Here is a 21,087-nt window from a genome sequence, read left to right as displayed (position 1 = left end):
CGGCGCGTGGCTGCCGTACCGGCGCAACGCATGACGCCAACGTGCGGCATCGCGCCGTCGGCACGACGCCACTGCCATGCCCGGGCCCAGCGCTCGAGCCCGGTGCACGGGCCTCAACGCCTGGCGGTCTGTGCCTGCTGGAGCGCGGCGCACAGGCGGATGCTCTCGCCAGTCTGGGCCAGGCCGCGGTCGGCACCGCTCAGGGCGGTCAGGCGCGGTTTGAAGAACGCCTCCAGGCGCTCGGCCTCTTCGCTGCTGCAGCCACCGCTGGCAGCCAGCGCCGGCAAGCCGCCCCCATCGAACGAACCGCTGCGCTGCACGATGCGGTCGAAGTTGGCGGTGAACCACGGCCACATCGACGCATGCGATGCCTGCTCGGCATGGCCGCGACGCAGCAGGCTCTTCATCTCGCCGACCTTGATCGCATCGGTGAGCGCAAAATCCCGCACCCGCTTGAGCAATGCCGGATCCTGCACCGCACCCAGCCCGTCGATCATCGCGTTGCGCTGCGCCGGATCGGCATGCGTGCGCAGTGCCGCGATCAAGGCATCCACCGCGGCGGCGCCACGTTCCTGCACGGTCACCGCCAAGACGGGGCCGAGCAGGTCGGGATTGGCCGCAGAAAAGTCCAGCGCGCCATTGCCGCCGGCCAGCACGGCATCGCCCTGGGCGAGCAAGGCCTTGCGCACTTCCGGGTTGCGCAGGCGCAGGCCGAACAGGCTGGCCAGCGAGCTCCGCAACGCGACCTCGTCGACCGACTCGCCGCTGCGCCGCGTGTAACCCAACTGGCGCAGGCGCGGCAGGTAGGCCTGCTCGGCCACCTTGCGCAATGCAGCGCGCTGCGCGTCGGTGCTGGCCTGGTGCTGCCAGATCCACACCATGCGTTCCACCAGCGCGGTGGACACAGCGGCCGACGCGGACGGCGCCAGCTGCTTGATCGCCGCCAGGACCGCATCGCTGTCGGCATCGCCATGGCGGTAGGCCGCATCGATCGCATCGGCATAGGCGAGCTTCTCGCTGTCGTCGAGCTGGCCGATCTGCTTGCCCAGTGCGGCCAGCTGCTTCTTCGGCAGGCTGAAACGGTAGTAGCCGGCGCCACGCGCGTTCGGGAACACCCAGGTGTTCTTGCCGGCGCCTTCCAGCACGATGCTGCCGCTGGCACTGTCCAGCAGCTGGCAGGCAGTCCCCACCTGGTTCTTGCCCTTGCCGTACTTCACGCACACCGGCACGCCCCACTGCTGCGCGGCGGAGCCTGTGGAGCCCACCGGCAGATAGCGCTGCTGCTGCAGGTTGACCACGGTCTTGCCACCGGCGCGCGCCACCTGGGTCTGCAGGTACGGCACGCCCGGTTGGTCGAGGAAACTGCGGAAGGCGGCCTTGAACGCATCGTCCTTGCCGGCCGCTTCGGCGATCGCATCGATCAGGTCGTCGGCAGTGGCGTTGGCGAACTTGTGTTTGGCGATGTAGGCGCGCATGCCCTCACGGAACACCTCCTCGCCGACGAAGGCTTCGAACATCGCCAGCACGGCCGCACCTTTCTGGTAGGTGATGCCGTCGAAAGCGGTTTCGATATCGCCGTTGCCGGTGATCGGCTGGCGGATCTTGCGCGCACTGACCAGGCTGTCGTTGTTCATCGCATACTGCGCACCGCCGATACGATCCAGGTTGGCGTGATATTCCGGATGCAGCTGCATGGTGATCTTCTGCTGCATCCACGTGGCGAATGCCTCGTTGAGCCACAGGTCGTCCCACCACGCCATGGTCACGGTGTCGCCGGTCCACTGGTGCGCCAGCTCGTGCGCGTTGACATTGAAGGAGCGCTGCACGTTCTCCGCTGGCGAATCCTTGTCCAGCAACAACAGCCAGTCGCGGAAGGTGACGAAGCCGGGGTTCTCCATCGCACCGGCGCTGAAATCCGGCGCGGCGACCAGATCGAGCTTATCGAAGGGATAGCCGAACGCGTAGTAGTCCTCCAGCGCGGCGATGATCGCCGGGGTCTGATCCAGCGCCGGCGTGATACGCGTGCCCTGCCCCTTGGCGGCGATACCGCGCAACGGGGTGGCGGCGGGCCGCTGTGGCGTGGCCGGCATTGCGGGCACATCCACCACATCCCACGGGCCGGCCGCGTATGCCACCAGATAGGTGGGCAGCGGTACGGTCGGCGCGAAGGTCACCGTCTTCCAGCCCTTGCCGGCCGGCTTGGTCGAGGTGGCGATGGTATTGGCCAGCGCCTGGTCGTCCTTGGGCACGGTCAGGCTGATGTCGAACGGCGTCTTGAACGCCGGCTCGTCGAAACCGGGAAACGCGTAGCGCGCGCTGATCGGTTCCATCTGCGTCATCGCATAGGCATTGCCCTGGTACTTCACCTGATACAGGCCCTGCAGCTGCTGGTTGAGCGGCGCGCTGTAGCTGATGTCCACGGTGAGCGTCTGCGGCTTGAGCGTGCGGCCGAAATCCAGGCGCACCACACCGGCCTGCGCATCGGCCTGCACATAGCGCGCGGTCAGCGCCTTGCCCTTGCCGGGCTTGACCGTGGCCTTGCTGACCTTCAGCTCCTTGCCATGCAGCCACAGGTGATCGGAGGCGTGCTTGAGCTGCACGCGGATGGTGGTGCGCCCGCTGAACTGCGCCTGGTCCGGGTCGATCTTCAGCGCCAGGCTGTAGCGCTCGGGCACCGCCCACTTCGGTAGCCGACCATTGGGCACCGGCTCGCCGGAGGACTGCGCCAGCGCGGTGCCGCAGCACAACGCAAGAAGGGAAGGAGCAAGCAGGCAGGCAAGAGGGCGCATCGGCGATTCCGGTCGAGGTAACCGCCGAAGTCGATCACAGGCGGCGGTGACTGTCATGTGACCTTCGTCATTGTGGGATTGTGCCACCGAATGTTTGCAGGCTCTCCAAGGTCAGCGCCTCGCTGCCTCCCTGCCATGTTTCCAGCGCCAGTCGGCACCCTGGTGCATTGCAGCGGCTTGCTGACCACTGGCACAGACGCCGTGCCAACCGCCTGCAGCCCGGCCGAGTCACTGGAGCAAGGCAATGCCATTGCCGCGCAAGCCGAGATCACCCATTCACTGGCCTGCAACGTCGGCGGCTGGGCCGGCGGTGCCTCCACCGCGGTCGCGCTTGGCGGCAGCGGCTTCGTGCCGTGGGCGTTGGTGTTCGGCGATGCGCTGCGGATGAGCAATGCGTTCGACAAAGGCGCCGATTTGCCAGACAGCCGCGCCATTTATCACCAAACCGGCAGGGCCGGCGTGGAGTGGCAGTTCAATGGTCGCAACTGGCAGCGCGACGCGGCTATCGAGCTCGCCCAGGATGATGGCCGCACATCGGGCGAGCAGCCCGTGGTTCCAGCGATGAGAAATCACAGGAGTTGGGTGCGCTGGTCAGGACCAAGGCGGTGGAGCCGACGTTGGGCAACGTCCCACCACCCTCAGACCCGTTCAACCTCCCTGATCAGGCAAGCGACCAATTCGGATTGGACAACCAGAAGTGGCGGCGCAATCCCGCGAGTCTGGCGTGGGAGCGTCAAGCCAAAAAATGCAAACTAGCGGGTAAGGCGCTACTGTTGCACTGTCTGCCAAGATACGCCGGCGACGCTAGGCTTTTCGCAATGATTCTGGTGACATGATTCAAGAACGGGACGCGACGCATGGAAACGACAACGGCCAATCAACCCAATGCAGGCGAATTTTTTGTGTTTGGCCCCGACTTGGAAAGCAATAGGCCCTTTAGGGGCGCGGCCTTCGAAAACGTCCAAAAGCTATTAACACCGCCGCGCCTAATCTTGCGTCCCTTAGGCGGTGGATTCCCTCCGCTGCGCGAAAAGCCAAAACTTGTTCTAGATCCTTCCCAGGGCCCCGAGCCACGTGATCTGGAGGGAGGATTCAGCGGCTATTGGCTCGTCTCAGAACGACTACGTGAGGCCATGGTTTCGGTAGATAACGATGCGTTCGCTTTCGCCGAATGCGACGTTCGCTTGCGCAACGGTGCACAAGGCCCACAGTATTTCCTCTGTGATGTCGTGCGCGTCCTAGACGCTGTGGATGAAGATAACTCGAAACTCAAAATCGAAATCGACGATGATTTCGTGAATGGAAAGTATTACGCGACTGGAGGGGGAGCTAGCTTAGCGTTCAAGCGTGAGGCACTTGGGGGCGCGCATGTATTTTTGACGCCGTATAGCTTGTTCGTTGTCTGTGACCAGGTGTTCAAGGCCGCGGTTCACCGCGCTGGAGTGCCAGAAGATCCAGAACTGAGCGGCATTTCCTTCATTGATGCATCCGATATCTGACGCAGCACGCCAGCACGGAAGGACTGAACCATGCCGAGCAAGCCTCTGTTTCAAGGACACCACACCATCGAGCAACAAACGATGGGGTATAGCCGGCTGCTGAAAGCGCTCAGGGATACCGGTCGCTTCGACATGGATGCTTCGTCCAATCTGATCAACATGCCCAACGACAAGACCTTGGCCGATTCCTTGGGGGTCTCGCCTCATAGCGGAGGTCCTCTTGGCGATTACCGTTATGGCCTACAAGCACGCCTTGAACGTTTAGAACTCAGCAAAGATGGACAAGCGGCACTGGCAGGCGATCCTGAGGCCCTGGATCGCATCGCGATCAAAGTGCAGCGAATGTCTGACACCATGCAAGTTGGGCTCATCAATGGCGACCTGCGCACCAACACCGGGATTGGGCAAACTACTGATCAGGCGCGGACGCAGACAAAGACGTTCTTCGATGATCCCGACGGCTACGCAATCAAGAATTCCAGTCAGGTGGATGCACATAGTCAAGCTAGCGCCATAAACAGACAGTGGGGCTTGGTCACGCACAACGAAGGCCGGATCGTCTCCACGCTCAATTACTTCACTGGATCGGGGCAGGCGCTGACCAGAGGCGGCAACATTGAACTACAACGCCACGGGCTATCCGTAGCCATCTCCGAGGCTTACCACGGTGGAAAGCTGACGCTGTCACCAGGTGGTGTCGCCGTAATTGAAAACACCTTGGGAGAGGAGGCTGCCAGACCTTTGCGCGTTCCCCGGGGTCAAAGCGGTGTCGCCTCCATGGAAGTATTGCTGGGCAATGCGTCGGCCAGCACCCTGGTGCGCTCGGGAGGTTTGCTGACAACCGGCGCAGACGCAGTGGTGACCGCCCGCCGCTCTGCCGAGCTACTGGAACAAGGCAATGCCACTGCCGCGCAGTCCGAGGTCACCCATGCATTGGCGCGCAATGTCGGCGGCTGGGCCGGTGGTGCCTCCACCGCAGCGGCTCTGGGCGGCAGCGGCTTCGTGCCGGCAGCGTTGGTGGTCGGCGATGCGCTGTTGATGAGCAAGGCGTTCGATAAAGGCGCCGACTTGCTGGACAACCGCGCCATCTACCACCAAACCGACAAAGCTGGCGTGGAGTGGCAGTTCAACGGTCGCAATTGGCAGCGCGAAGCGGCCATTGACCTCGCCCAGGATGGCCGGCGCACGAGCGGCGAGCAGCCCGTGGTTGCGAGCTACGAAAAATCCCAGGAGTTGGGTGCTCTGGCTAACGCCAAGGCAGTGGAACTAGCGCTTGGCAAAGCGCCGCCGCCCCAGGACCCGTTCAATCTCCCAGCTCAGGCAAGCGACCAAGTCGGATTGGACAACCAAAACTGGCAGCGCAATCCCGAGCGTCAGACCTGGGAGCGCCAAGTCAGGACAGCGGCCTCTGGCTCCGATGAGATTGGCAGCTATGCACTCCAACTCGCTCCCCCGGAACGCGCACGACAGCTCAATCAAGAAGCCCTTGGCCGCATCGAAAGCAATATCGCCACCGGACGCGAAGCCATCGCCGCCGCCTATCTGGAAAACCATGCCGCGCAACGTGCCCAGGCTTACGGGGTCGAAGTGCCTGCGGCCGTCCAAGCCGCCCAGGCCAAGCCCGGCGCGGTGCTCGGTTCGGACGCTCAGCTTTACCAGCGGAACGAGTCTGGGCAGTGGGCTGGCAAGGGTGGCCTCGCCAGTGGCAACCTGGCGGTGGAGCTGGAGCTGACCGACCAACTGCGGCAGCCCTCAATCGAGCGCGCCCAGGAAACCTTGGCGGCGATCCAGGCACTTCCCGCGCCGACGGCTGCGCAGATGGAGCACAACGAACTGCTGCATCGTTACCGGGCCGCCGGCGTTGATTTGAACGTCAACCCGCAGACCCAGCAGGCCGTAGAGCTAGCTTCGCAGCGGACCATGGCGGCCAACGGCATTACCGGGCCGACCATGCAGCAGTTGCAGCGCAATGAGTCGGGGCAATACGGCTATGACAGCCCTATTGCACACCTCCAGCGCGGCAGCGATGGGGTGATTCGTGTGGTTGCAGTGACCAGCAGCGACGAGATCCGACAGGCGTTGAGTGAGGCGAAAGGCCATCGACAGGAATCGGCAACTGTTGCTCGGGCGCCCGAAGCGACGGGAGATGCGGACACCTCGACCTCCGATTCGTCCAATCCACAGCAAGTTCTGGATATCCAGGCACGCATGCAGGCTTCTGTCGCGGCGCAGGCGCGGCAAGAACGCGCACAGCAAGATCGCCTCGTGCAAGAGCAACACGCTGCGCAAGTGCGCGAGCACCTCCAGCAGGCAGAGCCTGAGCACGAAGACAGGTCACAAAGCGAACAAGCGTTCCAGGCGCAGGCCGTGTTGGAAGTTCAACGCCAAGCCGAGCAGCAGCGCGAACTAGAAGAACGTCAACTAAAAGAGCGGCAGGCACAGGCCAGCCAGCAACGCGAGCTGCAGGAGCGTGAGGAGGGGGACGCCCAGCAAAGGCAGGCACAGGAACGCCGAGCCGAAGACAACCAGCAGCGGGAGCAGCAAGACCGCCAGGCTCAAGAAGCCAGGCAGGTTGAGGCCCAGGAAGGTCAGGCTCGGCAAGCACAGGATCAGCAGCAGCAATTTCAAGGACTCGAACAGCAGCAGGCCCAGCCTCAGGAATCCTCGCCGCAACCGGACCCTCACCCGCACGCTCAATATGCCGCGCTGGCTCAACAAACGCCGTGGCCCGGGTTGCCGCAGGAAGACGCACTTCAGCTGCCAGAGGCGCTGAATCAACAGGCAAGCGAAGACTTGGCTCATCATACGCTTGGCCCTCGGACACAGCCGCCTGGTTCAGGCGAAGCCCAGCCGCATCAAGCACAAGAAGCGGCACGCGCGCTGGAAAGCCAGGCCTCGGAGAGTCGCGATGCTGCGCACCTCCAAGTGTCTCCCTCTAAGGGCCGGGAATCCGGCGACCAACCTGTGCAGAGCGTGCAAGCCGATGCGGTGTCCCCGGCGCTGTCTCGCCAAGTGCAAACGCAGCCGGCGGAGATGGAGCAAGCGTCGGTGCGCCAGCAAGATGAGGCGCATGAGCAGGGGGCAGCGCCGGTTCAGACCATGGCCCCAACAGTGCCTGCGACAGCAGAACCGTTGATTGCATCGCTTTCCACAGCGTCTGCCACGCCTGAGCGAGAAGCCGAGGCCGAACAGCCCCGTCCTTCAAACGCCTTGCTCGCTGATCATGGTGCGCCGGTGCTGTCCCCAGAACACTTCGCGCAAGCGCGTGAGCAGTCATTGGCAAGCAGTGCCGCCACTCGCGTGTCCGTCGGGTCTGCTGACGCAGAAAACCAACAAACGCAATCAACTCCGGAACAGAATCGCAGTGCCGCAGACCCGGGAGGTGCTCTGTTCCTGGAGGAGACCATGCGCTCGCTGCGTCAACTGCAACAGGAGATTGAGGCGGCGGATCGAGAAGACGAACGCTTCCACCAGGAATGGAGGGAGTATCGCGAGCGCGGGGAACCCTATCCCTTCGCTCGCGACGGCACCCGAAGCGTGGACGGCATTAGCGTCGACGAGTTTCCGCAGCGCGAGCAAGCGCGTCGCTCTCCCAGTGAAGCGGCAGAGCAAACCGATGCCTACCCACCTCTAGCCCAGCGCTTCACCGGTCCAGGGGCAGGGGATGCGCCAAACGATGCGTCGCAGACTCAGCGAAAATCCATCACCGGCGACCCGGACATCGACGAAGTGCTCTACGCGCTCGACAGCAAAAACGAGCTGGCGATCGAGCAGGCCCTGAACCGGGTGGCCAACAGCGCGGCAACGCAGGCGCTGATCAAAACAGGCAACGAGTTCCTGGAGGCGCAGGCCCAGCAGGAGGCCCAGGAGCTCGCCGCCACACGCCAGGCGCTGGGGATGGATGTCTCGGCAGAGATCAACACTAGCCGTGGGCCGGTGATGGTGCTGACGCTGCCGGAGTTCGCCAAGGGGCCGATGCAGAGCGGTCCCCAAGGGGACGGAGGTGGTGGTGGTGGAGACGGCGGGGGCGGTGGAGGTGGTGGCGGTGGTTAGTCAAAACTTTTCTGGGATCAACTGAGTTGAGGAGACCTCATGGACAGGCAAGACGCTACCGCAGTGGCGGACATGATGGCGATGTTGAACGCATCGAACGCGTCGTTGCAGGAGACCATCAAGGTGCTGACGACCCTGGTGGCATCCATGCAGCAGCGCGAACAGCGGTTGCGCGAGGTGGTTACCGAGCAACTCCAGGTGCTCCAGAACGCGGTGGGCAGCGCCGACTCCAAGATCAATCGCGTGCTGGAGAACGCGCTGCCGAGGCTGACGCAGCTGACCAATCAGGCGTTGACGCAGACGCTGGAACCGGCAGCCCAACGATTCAACAAAGAAATGGCCACTGCCGACGAGACATTGCAGCACGCCACGCGGCGTTACATGCAGGCGCAGCACACGTTGGAGACTCGGAGCACCCGGCGCATGTGGATCGCCTCGGCCACGATGCTGGTGGCGGGCGTGCTGGGGTTGGGGGCGATGGCTTACTCGGTGGACATCGTCAAGGAGAAGCGTCACGAGCTCGCACAGCTGCGCACCTCGATCGACTATTGGGAACGGGTCGCTCAAGCGGACCTGGCCCCCTGTGGAGAGGAGCGGCTCTGCGCCACGTTCGAAAAGAACGGGCCGCGTTACGGCAAGCAACGACAATACAGAGCGATCAACCTGCGTATACCACCGTCCACGCAGTGATGGCTCTTGCCGTCCTCATGTTGCTGATACTCACGGCCGAACATGCAGTTGGCCTCAAAGAGCAGTGACGGGAAATAGCGCAGAAGCAGGCATGATTCACGCATGCCCGCCCACCGATGGGGTCTTTGCCTCCAGCGCATCCAGTTCACGGGCCAGTGCCTCCGGCGATTTGGTGTACGGGGCGATCAGGCCGTAGAACGCCGGCACCACGTACAGCGACAGCAGCGTGGACAGCGAGACGCCGAAGATCACCACCACGCCGATGGTGGCGCGGCTGGCCGAGCCGGGCCCGCCGGCCACCACTAGCGGGATTGCGCCGACCACCGTGGCGATGGAGGTCATCAGGATCGGGCGCAGGCGCACCGAGGCCGATTCCACGATCGCCGCGTGCACGCTGCGGCCTTCGTCGCGCAACTGATTGGCGAACTCCACGATCAGGATGCCGTTCTTGGCCGCCAGGCCCACCAGCATCACGATGCCGATCTGGCTGAAGAGATTGAGCGTGCCGCCGGTGAGCCACAGGCCCACCAGGGCGCCCAGCACCGCCAACGGCACGGTGAGCATGATCACCAGCGGGTGGGCAAAGCTTTCGAACTGCGCCGCCAGCACCAGGTACACCACCAGCAAGGCCATGCCGAAGGTCAGCAGCACCGCGCTGCCGGATTGCTGGTATTCGCGCGATTCGCCCTTCCAGTCCACCTGCGCGTAGTCGGGCAGTTCTTCGCGCGCGGTCTGCTGCGCCCAGGCGATGGCTTCGCCCAGCGGGTAGCCCGGGGCCAGGCCTGCGGTAATGGTGATCGCACGCAGGCGATTGAAGCGGTTCAAGGTGCCGGCTTCGGCCACTTCGCTCAAGCTCACCAGGTTGGACAGCGGAATCAGCTCGCCACGGCTGGAGCGTACGCGGATGGCGGTGAGGTCTTCCGGCGACATGCGACCCTCGCGCCCGGCCTGCAGCATTACGTCGTATTCCTCGCCGTTGTCGACGAAGGTGGTGACGCGGCGCGAGCCCATCATCGCCTCCAGCGCGCCACCGATCGCGGTGACCGGCACGCCCAAGTCGGCCGCACGCAGGCGATCGATGTTCACGCGCATCTGCGGGCGGGTTTCCTTGTAGTCCGAGTCCGGGCCGACCAGGCCGGGATTGGATTCCATGCGCTGCAGGATGCGGTCGCGCCATTGCGCGATCTCGGCATAATCCGGCCCGCCCAACACCAGCTGGAACGGCTGGCCGCGGCTGCGCACCAGGCCACCGCTGACCTGCGTACGCGCACGCACACCAGTGAGCACGTTGAGCTTTTGCTGCAGTTCGTCGGCCACTTCGGTGGTCGGGCGGGTGCGTTTTTCCCAGTCCTGCAGGAACACGCTGACGCGGCCGGTGTGCATTTCCTCGCTGCTGCCGAAGCCACCTGGCACGCGCGGGTTGGCGCGCACGATGGGTTTGTCCGTGCCGACATACGGACGCAGGATGTCTTCGACCTGATGCATCTGCCCCACGGTGTAATCGAAGCCCGCACCTTCCGGGCCGTCGATCATGATCTGGAAATTGCCGCGGTCCTCGGCCGGTGCCAGCTCGGAGGGAATGCGGCCCATCAGCCACGCGCTGGCGCCCAGCGCCAACAGCATCAGCAACGCAAACACCCAGCTGCGCTGCACGTGGCGCTCCAACGAGCGGCCGTACGCAGCGGACACTGCCTGCATGCGACCATCGAACCACTGATGGAAGCGATTGGGCTTGGCCTGCCCGTGCGAGCGCAACAGCTTCGACGACATCATCGGCGTCAGCGTCAGCGCCACGAAGGCCGAGATCGCCACCGCCGCCGCCAGCGCCACCGCCAGTTCACGGAACAGCCGTCCGGTGTTGCCTTCCAGAAAACCCACCGGCAGGAACACCGCCACCAGCACCGCGGTAGTGGCGATCACCGCGAAGGCGACCTGGCCGGTGCCGCGTTTGGCGGCCACCAGCGGTGGCTCGCCCAGGTCGATGCGGCGCTGGATGTTTTCCACCACCACGATGGCGTCGTCCACCACCAGGCCGATGCACAGCACCAGCGCCAGCAGGGTCAGCAGATTGATCGAGAAATCGAACGCATACAGCGCGATGAAGGCCGCGATCAGGCACACCGGCACGGTGACCGCCGGAATCAAGGCGGCGCGCGCGCTGCCCAGAAACACCCAGATCACCACCAGCACCAGCACCACCGCTTCGACCAGCGTGTGGTAGACGCGTTCCACTGCCGCGTCGATGAAGGTGGTGGTATCGAAGGCGACGAAGATGGTGGTGCCCTTGGGCAGGGTCTTCTGGATCTCTTCGGCGCGTGCGCGCGCCTCGCGCGCCACGTCCAACGCATTGGCGGTGGAATTGCGCACGATGCCCAGGCCCACGTTGGGCACGCCGTTGCTCTGGAAATACGCGCGCCGTTCGGCCGAGGTCAGTTCCACCTTGGCCACGTCCCCCAGCCGCACCACATAGCCGTCCTCGCCCTTGCTCAGCGGCAGCTTGGCGAAGTCTTCCGGCTTGAGGTAGCTGCGCTCCACCCGCAGGGTAAAGTCGCGCTGCGCCGATTCGATGCTGCCGGCCGGCAGTTCCACGTTCTCGTTCTGCAGCGCCGCTTCCACGTCGGCGACGGTGAGCGCGCGCGCGGCGAGCTGGTCGCGGTCCAGCCAGATGCGCATCGCGTAGCGCTGGCGGCCGCCGATGCGTACCTGCGCGACGCCGTCCAGGCTGGAGAAGCGGTCGACGACATAACGCTCGGCATAGTCGGACAGCTGCAGCGTATCCATCGTGCTGGAGCTCATGTTGAGCCACAGGATGGGGTCGGCATCGGCCTCGACCTTGGAGATCTCCGGCGGGCGCGCCTGGTCGGGCATGCGGTCGGAGACGCGGCTGACCGCATCGCGCACATCGTTGGCGGCCGCTTCCACATCGCGCGAGGGCACGAATTCGATGCTGATGTCCGAGGACCCGTTGCGGCTGCGCGCCTCGATGGTCGCGATGCCCTCGATGCCGGCCAGCGCGTCTTCCAGCACCTGGGTGATGCGGCTTTCCACCACTGCGGCCGAGGCGCCGGTGTATTCCACGTCCACCGAGACGATGGGCGGGTCGATCGCCGGCAGTTCGCGCAGCGTAAGGCGGGTGAACGACATCACCCCCAGCACGATCAGCAGCAGGCTCATCACCACCGCCATCACCGGGCGGGTAATGGACAGATCGGAGAGTTTCATCGCGCGGCCTGCGCAGGGGCCGGCGCGGGCGCAGGCTGGTCGGCGACCTTCAGGCCGGGCCGCAGCTTGCCGGTGCCATCGACCACGATGCGCTCACCGGCCTTGAGGCCGTCGAGGATTTCCACCTTGCCGTCGCGTCGCTCGCCCAGGCGCACGTCGGCGCGCTCCACGCTGCTGTCGGGCTTGACCCGGAACACATAGGACTCGCGTCCCACCTGCACCACCGCGATTTCCGGAATCACCACCGCCTGCCGCGCCGGCTGCAACAGCCGCACATCCAGCAGCATGCCCGGGCGCAGCCGGCGATCATCGTTGGGGAAATCCGCCCGCACCGTCACCGAGCGCGTGGTCTCGTCGATGCGCGAATCGATCGCCGCCACCTTGCCTTCGAAACGCTCTCCCGGATACGCCGCCGCAGTGCCGTTGACGGTATTGCCCAGCTGCACCAGGCCGAATTGCGATTCCGGCACCTGGAAATCCACGTACATGCGCGCCACATCGTCCAGCGTGGCGATCACCGTGCTGGAGGTGATCAACGAACCGGGACTGATCTGGCGGATGCCCAGCACGCCGGAGAACGGCGCGCGCACCTCGCGGTCGATGATCTCCGCACGCATCTGCTGCACGCGCGCCTGGGCGGCATCGCGCAACGCGCGCTGGGTATCGACCGTGGACTTGGCCACCAGCTGCTGGCCCACCAGGCTCAACTGGCGCCGGTACAGCTGGTCGGTTTCCTCGAAGGTGGCCTGTGCGGCGGTCAGCGCGGCCTGCTGCGAATTGCCGCGCAAGCGCAGCAACAGCTGCCCGGCCTTGACCTCGTCGCCGCTGTCGAAATAGACCTGCTCGACCACATCGCTGACCGCGGCAGTCAGCGCCACCGACTCGCGCGCACGCACGGTGGCGATGGACTGCACGGTGGAGTTCCAGGGTTGCACCGCCACCGGCTGCACCACCACCGGGATGGGCTTGGCCACCGCCGGCGCACTGGCCTGGCGGGCACAACCGGACAGCCATACGGCCAACAGAAGCGCAACGCAGACACGCGCGCTGGGCAGAACAAGCATCAGAACATCCTGGCGGGGTACGGCGAAAGTTTACCGACCTCGCCGGCCTGAATTGCCGGAAAGGGCGCGCTTTGCACCATGACCAACGACCCTTGTCGCCAGCGTCACGATGCGCTGTCGAGCGTGACGTCCGCCGCAATGTGCGCAGCAACAAACGGACTCAAGCGGCAAGTGCGAGCAGGTACACCGTAGTGCCCATCGATCGCGTACCCACCGCCCTGTCCGCCCGCTACCCGCTCTGCCGCGTGCGTCGCGCTCAGCGCTCCAGCCCGAGATATCCCAGTACCTGGCGCGCCAGCGCCTCTACATTCTCACCGTCGGCGTGAAGATGGATCTCCGGCGTCTCGGGCGCCTCGTACGGCGAGTCGATGCCGGTGAAGTTGGGAATCTGCCCGGCGCGGGCCTTGCGGTACAGCCCCTTCACGTCGCGCGCCTCGGCCACCGCCAGCGGCACATCGACGAATACCTCGACGAACTCGCCCGCCTCGAAGCGTTCGCGCGCCAGCTGGCGCTCGGCGCGGAACGGCGAGATGAAGCTGACCAGCACGATCAACCCGGCATCGGCCATCAGCCGCGCCACCTCGGCCACGCGGCGGATGTTTTCCACGCGATCTTCGTCGGTGAAGCCCAGATCGCGATTGAGCCCGTGGCGCACGTTGTCGCCGTCCAGGATGAAGGTGTGATGGCCCAGCGCATGCAGGCGCTTGTCGACCAGGTTGGCCACGGTGGACTTGCCGGCGCCGGACAGGCCGGTGAACCACAGCACGCGCGGCGTCTGCCCCTTGATGCGTGCCCGAGCGGCGCGGTCCACATCCAGATGCTGCCAGTGCACGTTGCCGGCACGGCGCAGCGCGAATTCCAGCGTACCGGCGGCCACGGTGGCGTTGGTCTGCCGGTCGATCAGGATGAAGCCGCCGAGCACCCGGTTGCGCGCATACGGCGCGAACGCGATCGGCTCGTCCAGCGACAGATTGCAGTAGCCCACCTCGTTGAGCTGCAGCCGCTTGGCGGCCAGGCGCTCCTGGGTATTCACATCGACCTTGTGCTTGATCTCGCTGATGCTGGCGGTGACCGTGCGCGCGCCGATCTTCAGCCAGTACGGCCGGCCGGGCAGCAGCGCGGCATCGTCCATCCACAGCAGATGCGCGGCGAACTGGTCGGCCACTTCGGGCGGATCGTCGATGCCGGCGATGATGTCGCCACGGCTGATATCGATCTCGTCGGACAAGGTCAGCGTCACCGCCTGACCGGCGCGCGCCTCATCCACCGCACCATTGGCATCGAGCACGCTGGCCACCTGCGAGCGCCGCCCCGATGGCACCACCACCACCGCATCGCCCACCCGTACCTGTCCGGCCGCGATGGTGCCCGCATAGCCGCGAAACTGCGCATTGGGCCGGTTGACCCATTGCACCGGCAGGCGCAGGCCGCCGCTGTCCGCTTCCGACTCCAGCTGCACGCTTTCCAGATGCTGCAGCAGATGCGGCCCCTGATACCACGGCATGCGGGTAGACGGGCCGGACAGGTTTTCGCCGGCCAGCGCCGACAGCGGGATGCACTGCACATCGACGATGCCCAGCTGTGCGGCCAGCGTTTTGTAGCCTTCTGCGATCTGGGCGAACACCTGCGCGTCGTAGTCCACCAGGTCCATCTTGTTGACCGCCAGCACCACGTGGCGGATGCCCAGCAGCGACACGATGTAGCTGTGCCGGCGGGTCTGGGTGAGCAAGCCCTTGCGCGCATCCACCAGCACCACCGCCACATCGGCAGTGGAGGCGCCGGTGGCCATGTTGCGGGTGTACTGCTCGTGGCCCGGGCAATCGGCCACGATGAACTTGCGCCGGTCGGTATCGAAGTAGCGGTAGGCCACATCGATGGTGATGCCCTGCTCGCGCTCGGCCGCCAGCCCGTCCATCAGCAAGGCGTAATCGATGCCCTCGCCCTGGGTGCCATGGCGGCGGCTGTCGCTTTCCAGGGCCGCCAGTTGATCGTCGAACAAGCGCTTGCTGTCGTACAGCAACCGCCCGATCAAGGTGCTCTTGCCGTCGTCCACGCTGCCACAGGTGATGAAGCGCAGCAGCGGTTTGGTTTCGTGTTGCTGGAGGTAGGCAGCGATGCTGCCGGGATTGGGGAGTGGGGATTGGGGATTCGCAAGAGCGCTCCCCTCCGCCTTCCCGCTCGCCGCGGGTTGCTCTTGCCAATCCCGAATCCCGACTCCCGAATCACTGCCCATCAGAAATACCCCTCCAGCTTCTTCTGTTCCATCGAGGCGCCCGGTGCGTGGTCGATCATGCGGCCCTGGCGCTCGGAACTGGTGCTGACCAGCATTTCGGCGATCACCGCTTCCAGCGTGTCGGCAGTGGAATCGATCGCGCCGGTGAGCGGGTAGCAGCCCAGCGTGCGGAAGCGTACCGAGCGCAGCTGCGGGGTCTCGCCCGGGTGCAGCGGCAGGCGCTCGTCGTCCACCATGATCAGCGCGCCATCGCGCTCCACCACCGGGCGCGGTGCGGCGAAATACAGCGGCACCACCGGGATGTTTTCGCGGTAGATGTACAACCAGATATCCAGCTCGGTCCAGTTGGACAGCGGAAACACCCGCACGCTCTCGCCGGGGCTGGTGCGGGCGTTGTACAGATTCCACAGCTCCGGGCGCTGGTTCTTCGGGTCCCAGCGATGGCGTGCGTTGCGAAACGAGAACACCCGCTCCTTGGCGCGCGATTTTTCCTCGTCGCGGCGCGCGCCACCGATCGCCGCATCGAAGCTGCCCTGCTCCAGCGCCTGCTTCAGGCCCTGGGTCTTCATGATGTCGGTATGCACCGCGGCACCGTGGCTGATCGGGCCGATGTCCTGGGCGATGCCGTCGGGGTTGATGTGCACGCGCAGGTCCACGCCGGTGTCGGCCGCGCGGCGATCGCGGAAGGCGATCATCTCGCGAAACTTCCAGCGCGTGTCCACGTGTAGCAGCGGAATCGGCGGCGGCGACGGCGCAAATGCCTTGAGCAGCAGATGCAGCAGGACCGAGCTGTCCTTGCCGACCGAATACAGCATCACCGGCGCGCGAAATTCGGCGGCGACTTCGCGCAGGATGTGGATGCTTTCGGCTTCGAGCCGGTCGAGATGGGACAGCGGCAGCAGGGTCATCGGGATGTCGTCGGCATCGGTGGCAGGCCAACCGATGGTAGGGCAAGGCGCTGCAGTGTGTGCCGGGCTGATGCCGGCCCGAAATAAGCGGCCGGCATAACGCGATAACGGCTGCTCCTTTCTGGTGGCTGCAACGCTTCCCTAACATCGTCGGTCTCATCCAAGCCCCCGGACCCGAATGACTGCCGCCAGCTCCGCGCTACCGCCCAGCCCCTTGCCCGACGAGCGCAAGGCGCTGCTGGAGCAGCTGGTCGACGGCCTGGATGCCGCATCGCTGTGGTGGTTGTCCGGCTATACCGCCGGGCTGGCCCAGGGCCAGCCGCCGCGCACGCTGGCGGTGCTGCCGGGCGGGCAGCCGCAGGCGGCACCGCAGGACAGCCAGCGCCTGACCGTGCTGTACGGCAGCCAGACCGGCAACGCCCGCCGGCAAGCCGAACAGCTGGCCGCCGACGCCGAGGCGGCGGGCCTGACCGTGCGGCTGCTGCGTGCCGATGCCTACCCCACCCGAGAACTGGCCAGCGAACGCCTGCTGTACGTGGTGATCAGCACCCAGGGCGAAGGCGACCCGCCAGACGATGCGATCGGCCTGGTGGAATTCCTCACCGGCCGCCGCGCGCCCAAGCTGCCCGAGCTCAAGTACGCGGTGCTGGGCCTGGGCGACTCCAGCTATGAGGACTTCTGCGGGATCGCGCGGCGCATCGACGAACGCCTGGCCGAGCTGGGTGGCAGCCGTGTGCAGCCGCGCGGCGAAGCCGACCTGGATATCGACAGCGTGGCCACCCCCTGGCGCACGCAGGCGCTCAGGCACGCACGCGAGCAGCTCAAGAGCGGCCCGCACTCGGCCACGATCACGCCACTGCGCAGCAGCAGCCCCGCCGCCCCGGCCTGGTCGCACCAGCATCCGTTCGGCGCCGAGCTGCTGGCCAACCAGGTCATCAGCGGGCGCGACTTCAAGGGCCCGGGCTTCCGCGTCTATGCGCAACCAGGTAAGCGCGTGCGGCACCTGGAATTCTCGCTGGACGGCAGCGGCCTGAGCTACGAGCCGGGCGATGCGCTGGGCATCGTGCACCGCAATCCGCCGGCCCTGGTGGAACCGCTGCTGCAGGCGGTGCGCCTGGATGGCGATGCCACGGTCACGGTTGGCGAGGACACCCTGCCCCTGCGCGACTGGCTGAGCAGCCGGCGCGAACTGACCAAGCTGTCGCGGCCATTCCTTACCGTACATGCCGAGCGCGCCCGTGCCCACGAGCTGCAGGCGCTGCTGGCCCCGACCCAGACCGCCGGCCTGGCGGCACTGCTGGCCGATCATCAGGTGATCGACGTGCTGCGCCGCTGGCCGGCGGATTGGGACCAGGCCAGCCTGCTGGCGAGCCTGCGCCCGCTCACCCCACGGCTGTACTCCATCGCCTCCAGCCGCAAGCGCGTGGGCGAGGAAGTGCACCTGGCCGTGGACGAACTCAATTACCAGGCCCACGGCCACGCGCACCTGGGCTCGGCCAGCGGCTTTCTGGCTGCGCTGGCCGAAGGCGACACCGCGCCGGTCTACATCGAACCGAACGCACGCTTCCGCGTGCCGGCCGACCCCGACCGCGACATCCTGATGATCGGCCCCGGCACCGGCGTGGCGCCCTTCCGCGGCTTCGTGCAGGAACGCGCCGAGACTGGCGCCAGGGGCCGCAACTGGCTGTTCTTCGGCGCCCAGCACTTCAACACCGATTTCCTGTACCAGGCCGAATGGCAGCAGGCCCTGCAACGCGGCGAGCTGCATGCCCTGGACCTGGCGTTTTCGCGCGACCGTAGCGAAAAGGTCTATGTGCAGCATCGCCTGCGCGAACGCGGCGCGCAGGTCTATGCATGGCTGCAAGGCGGCGCGCACGTGTACGTGTGCGGCGCCATCGGCATGGGCAAGGACGTGCATGCCGCGCTGCTGGACATCGTCGCCACCCACGGCGCGCGCAGTGCCGAAGATGCCGCCGCCTATCTCACCCAGCTGCAGGTGGAGGGGCGGTATGCGCGCGATGTCTATTGAGGCTGGGATTCGGGAGTGGGGATTGGGGATGTGTAACAGCGGATGTCCGCGATCGTTATGTCTTGTGGGCACTGCCCGCGCGTTGTTGTTGCCAATCCCGAATCACGAATGCCGAATCCCGTCATGAGCCACTCCGTCGAAGACATCAAATCCGAAAGCCGCCGCCTGCGGGGCTCGCTGGAGCAGAGCCTGGCCGATGCGGTGACCGGGGCGCTGCGCGAGGACGACCAGACGCTGATCAAGTACCACGGCAGCTACCAGCAGGACGACCGCGATATTCGCGATGAACGGCGCCGGCAAAAGCTCGAACCGGCGTATCAGTTCATGATCCGCACACGCACGCCCGGCGGGGTGATTTCGCCCAGCCAGTGGCTGGCGCTGGACGGCATCGCCACGCGCTATGCCAATCATTCGCTGCGCATCACCACGCGCCAGGCGTTCCAGTTCCATGGCGTGATCAAGCGCGAACTCAAGGCCACCATGCAGGCGATCAATGCCACCTTGATCGACACCCTGGCCGCCTGTGGCGATGTCAATCGCAACGTGCAGGTGGCCGCCAACCCGCTGCTGTCGCAAGCGCATGCCACGTTGTATGCCGATGCGGCACGCGTGTCCGAGCATCTGCTGCCCAATACCCGTGCGTATTACGAGATCTGGCTGGACGAAGAGCGCGTGTCCGGTTCCGGCAGCGAAGACGAGCCGATCTATGGCGATCGCTATCTGCCGCGCAAGTTCAAGATCGGGTTTGCCGCGCCACCGCTCAACGACGTGGACGTGTTCGCCAACGATCTTGGCTTTATCGCGATCCTGCGCGAGGGCGAGCTGCTCGGTTACAACGTCAGCATCGGCGGCGGCATGGGCGCCACCCACGGCGACGCCGAGACCTGGCCGCGCGTGGCCAACGTGATCGGCTTCGTCACCCGCGCGCAGTTGCTGGACATCGCCACCGCGGTGGTCACCACCCAACGCGATCTGGGCAACCGCGCGGTGCGCAAGCGGGCGCGTTTCAAGTACACCATCGACGACCACGGCCTGGACACCATCGTGGCCGAGATCGAGCGCCGTGCCGGGTTCGCGCTGCAGCCGGCACAGCGTTTTGCGTTCGACCACAACGGCGACCGCTATGGCTGGGTGGAGGGCGAAGACGGGCTGTGGCACCTGACCCTGTCGCTGCCGGCCGGCCGCATTGCCGACACCGAAACCGCCGCGCACCTGAGCGGGCTGCGCGCGATCGCGCAGTTGCAGATGGGCGAGTTCCGCATGACGCCCAACCAGAACCTGGTCATCGCCGGCGTGCCCGCCAGCGCGCGCGCGCGCATCGACGCGCTCATCGCGCAGTACGCGCTGGATGCGGGCAACCACGCTGCCAGCGCGCTGGCGCGCGGCGCGATGGCCTGCGTGGCGCTGCCCACCTGCGGCCTGGCGATGGCCGAGGCCGAGCGCTACCTGCCGGACTTCAGCGCGGCCTTGCAGCCGCTGCTGGAACGGCACGGCCTGGCCGACACGCCCATCGTGCTGCGCCTGTCCGGCTGCCCGAACGGTTGCTCGCGGCCGTACCTGGCCGAAATCGCGCTGGTGGGCAAGGCGCCCGGCCGCTACAACCTGATGCTGGGCGGCGACCGCCGCGGCCAACGCCTCAACACCTTGTATCGCGAAAACATCGCCGAAGCGGACATCCTCGCCGCACTGGATCCGCTGCTGGCGCGCTATGCGGCCGAACGCGACCTGCCCGGCGACGAAGGCTTCGGCGATTTCCTGCACCGCAGCGGCCTGATCGCGTTGCCGCCCTACCCCACGCACCGCCACCTCGACCTGGAACTGCTCGCATGACCGCGCTGCCCGCTGCATCGAACACCTCTTCGGCGCTGGACGACCTGGACACGCTCAACGCGCAGCTGGAAACCCTGCGCGCCGACGAGCGCGTCGCCTGGGCATTGCAGCACGGGCCACAGGAGGCCGCACTCTCGTCCAGCTTCGGTGCGCAATCCGCAGTGACGCTGCACCTGTTGTCCCAGCAGCGCCCAGACATTCCGGTGATCCTGATCGATACCGGCTACCTGTTCCCGGAGACCTACCGCTTCGCCGATGCCTTGACCGACCGGCTCAAGCTCAACCTCAAGGTGTATCGCCCGCTGGTCAGCCGTGCCTGGATGGAGGCACGCCACGGGCGCCTGTGGGAGCAGGGCATGGTCGGCATCGATCAGTACAACAACCTGCGCAAGGTCGAGCCGATGCGGCGCGCACTGGACGAGCTCAACGTGGGCACCTGGTTCACCGGCCTGCGCCGCAGCCAGTCCGGCGGCCGCGCGCAGACCCCGATCGTGCAGAAGCGTGGCGACCGCTACAAGGTCAGCCCCATCGCCGACTGGACCGATCGCGACGTGTGGCAATACCTGCAGGCCCATGACCTGCCCTATCACCCACTGTGGGAGCAGGGCTACGTGTCCATCGGCGATTTCCATACCACCCGCCGCTGGGAACCGGGCATGCGCGAGGAAGACACGCGCTTTTTCGGGCTCAAGCGCGAGTGCGGCATTCACGAAGACATCTAGCCGCAGCGGCGTGCTGCGATCCGCGTGCCTGCACCGGGAGCGCACGCA

At 65.8% G+C, this 21,087-nt stretch carries 11 protein-coding genes and 1 pseudogene; 7 read left to right on the top strand and 5 right to left on the bottom strand.

Features of this window, described 5'->3' with window-relative positions:
- Positions 1–113 precede the first annotated feature (113 nt).
- Positions 114–2,789 (bottom strand): M1 family metallopeptidase, encoded by a 2,676-nt coding sequence (locus ACCQ05_RS05265; RefSeq protein ID WP_372393137.1) that lies wholly within the window; start codon positions 2,787–2,789, stop codon positions 114–116.
- 90 nt (positions 2,790–2,879) lie between these two features.
- On the opposite strand from ACCQ05_RS05265, the pseudogene ACCQ05_RS05260 reads away from it, so the two are divergent.
- The 4 genes and pseudogenes from ACCQ05_RS05260 to ACCQ05_RS05245 all read left to right on the top strand — a co-directional run.
- A pseudogene (locus tag ACCQ05_RS05260) lies at positions 2,880–3,532 on the top strand (hypothetical protein); the annotation flags it as partial.
- 114 nt (positions 3,533–3,646) lie between these two features.
- On the top strand, positions 3,647–4,288 hold the full coding sequence (locus tag ACCQ05_RS05255; protein ID WP_372393136.1) for a DUF1629 domain-containing protein: 642 nt from the start codon (positions 3,647–3,649) through the stop codon (positions 4,286–4,288).
- Between the two features lie 777 nt (positions 4,289–5,065).
- Complete coding sequence (locus ACCQ05_RS05250; RefSeq protein ID WP_372393935.1) at positions 5,066–8,341, top strand: hypothetical protein; 3,276 nt, start codon at positions 5,066–5,068, stop codon at positions 8,339–8,341.
- A gap of 39 nt (positions 8,342–8,380) precedes the next feature.
- Positions 8,381–9,031: a hypothetical protein gene (locus tag ACCQ05_RS05245; RefSeq protein ID WP_372393135.1), complete on the top strand. Its 651-nt coding sequence runs from the start codon at positions 8,381–8,383 to the stop codon at positions 9,029–9,031.
- Positions 9,032–9,127: 96 nt separating this feature from the next.
- On the opposite strand, the gene ACCQ05_RS05240 is transcribed toward ACCQ05_RS05245, so the two are convergent.
- From ACCQ05_RS05240 to cysD, 4 genes are all read right to left on the bottom strand, one after another.
- Positions 9,128–12,253 (bottom strand): efflux RND transporter permease subunit, encoded by a 3,126-nt coding sequence (locus ACCQ05_RS05240; protein WP_372393134.1) that lies wholly within the window; start codon positions 12,251–12,253, stop codon positions 9,128–9,130.
- Entirely contained in the window at positions 12,250–13,317 is a 1,068-nt protein-coding gene (locus tag ACCQ05_RS05235) for an efflux RND transporter periplasmic adaptor subunit (RefSeq protein WP_372393133.1), read from the bottom strand. Before ACCQ05_RS05235 ends, ACCQ05_RS05240 begins: the two co-directional genes overlap by 4 nt.
- Before the next feature lie 256 nt (positions 13,318–13,573).
- On the bottom strand, positions 13,574–15,550 hold the full coding sequence (gene cysN, locus ACCQ05_RS05230) for a sulfate adenylyltransferase subunit CysN (RefSeq protein ID WP_372393132.1): 1,977 nt from the start codon (positions 15,548–15,550) through the stop codon (positions 13,574–13,576).
- A complete protein-coding gene (gene cysD / locus ACCQ05_RS05225; protein WP_372393131.1) occupies positions 15,550–16,458 on the bottom strand; it encodes a sulfate adenylyltransferase subunit CysD in 909 nt (302 codons plus the stop codon). The genes cysN and cysD overlap by 1 nt, the downstream gene beginning before the upstream one ends.
- Before the next feature lie 178 nt (positions 16,459–16,636).
- On the opposite strand from cysD, the gene ACCQ05_RS05220 reads away from it, so the two are divergent.
- The 3 genes from ACCQ05_RS05220 (at position 16,637) to ACCQ05_RS05210 (ending at position 21,039) form a co-directional block, all read left to right on the top strand.
- Entirely contained in the window at positions 16,637–18,487 is a 1,851-nt protein-coding gene (locus ACCQ05_RS05220) for an assimilatory sulfite reductase (NADPH) flavoprotein subunit (RefSeq protein WP_372393130.1), read from the top strand.
- Between the two features lie 123 nt (positions 18,488–18,610).
- On the top strand, positions 18,611–20,317 hold the full coding sequence (gene cysI / locus ACCQ05_RS05215; RefSeq protein ID WP_372393129.1) for an assimilatory sulfite reductase (NADPH) hemoprotein subunit: 1,707 nt from the start codon (positions 18,611–18,613) through the stop codon (positions 20,315–20,317).
- Positions 20,314–21,039 carry a phosphoadenylyl-sulfate reductase gene (locus ACCQ05_RS05210; protein WP_372393128.1) on the top strand — a complete coding sequence of 242 codons (726 nt, stop codon included), beginning with the start codon at positions 20,314–20,316 and terminating at the stop codon, positions 21,037–21,039. The genes cysI and ACCQ05_RS05210 overlap by 4 nt, the downstream gene beginning before the upstream one ends.
- Positions 21,040–21,087 lie beyond the last annotated feature (48 nt).

It is taken from the genome of Xanthomonas sp. NCPPB 3582 (assembly GCF_041475735.2).
In the GTDB taxonomy this organism is placed as follows: domain Bacteria; phylum Pseudomonadota; class Gammaproteobacteria; order Xanthomonadales; family Xanthomonadaceae; genus Xanthomonas; species Xanthomonas codiaei.
The sequence above is the reverse complement of the archived record's forward strand: the minus strand, read 5'-3'. Positions and strand labels throughout refer to the sequence as shown.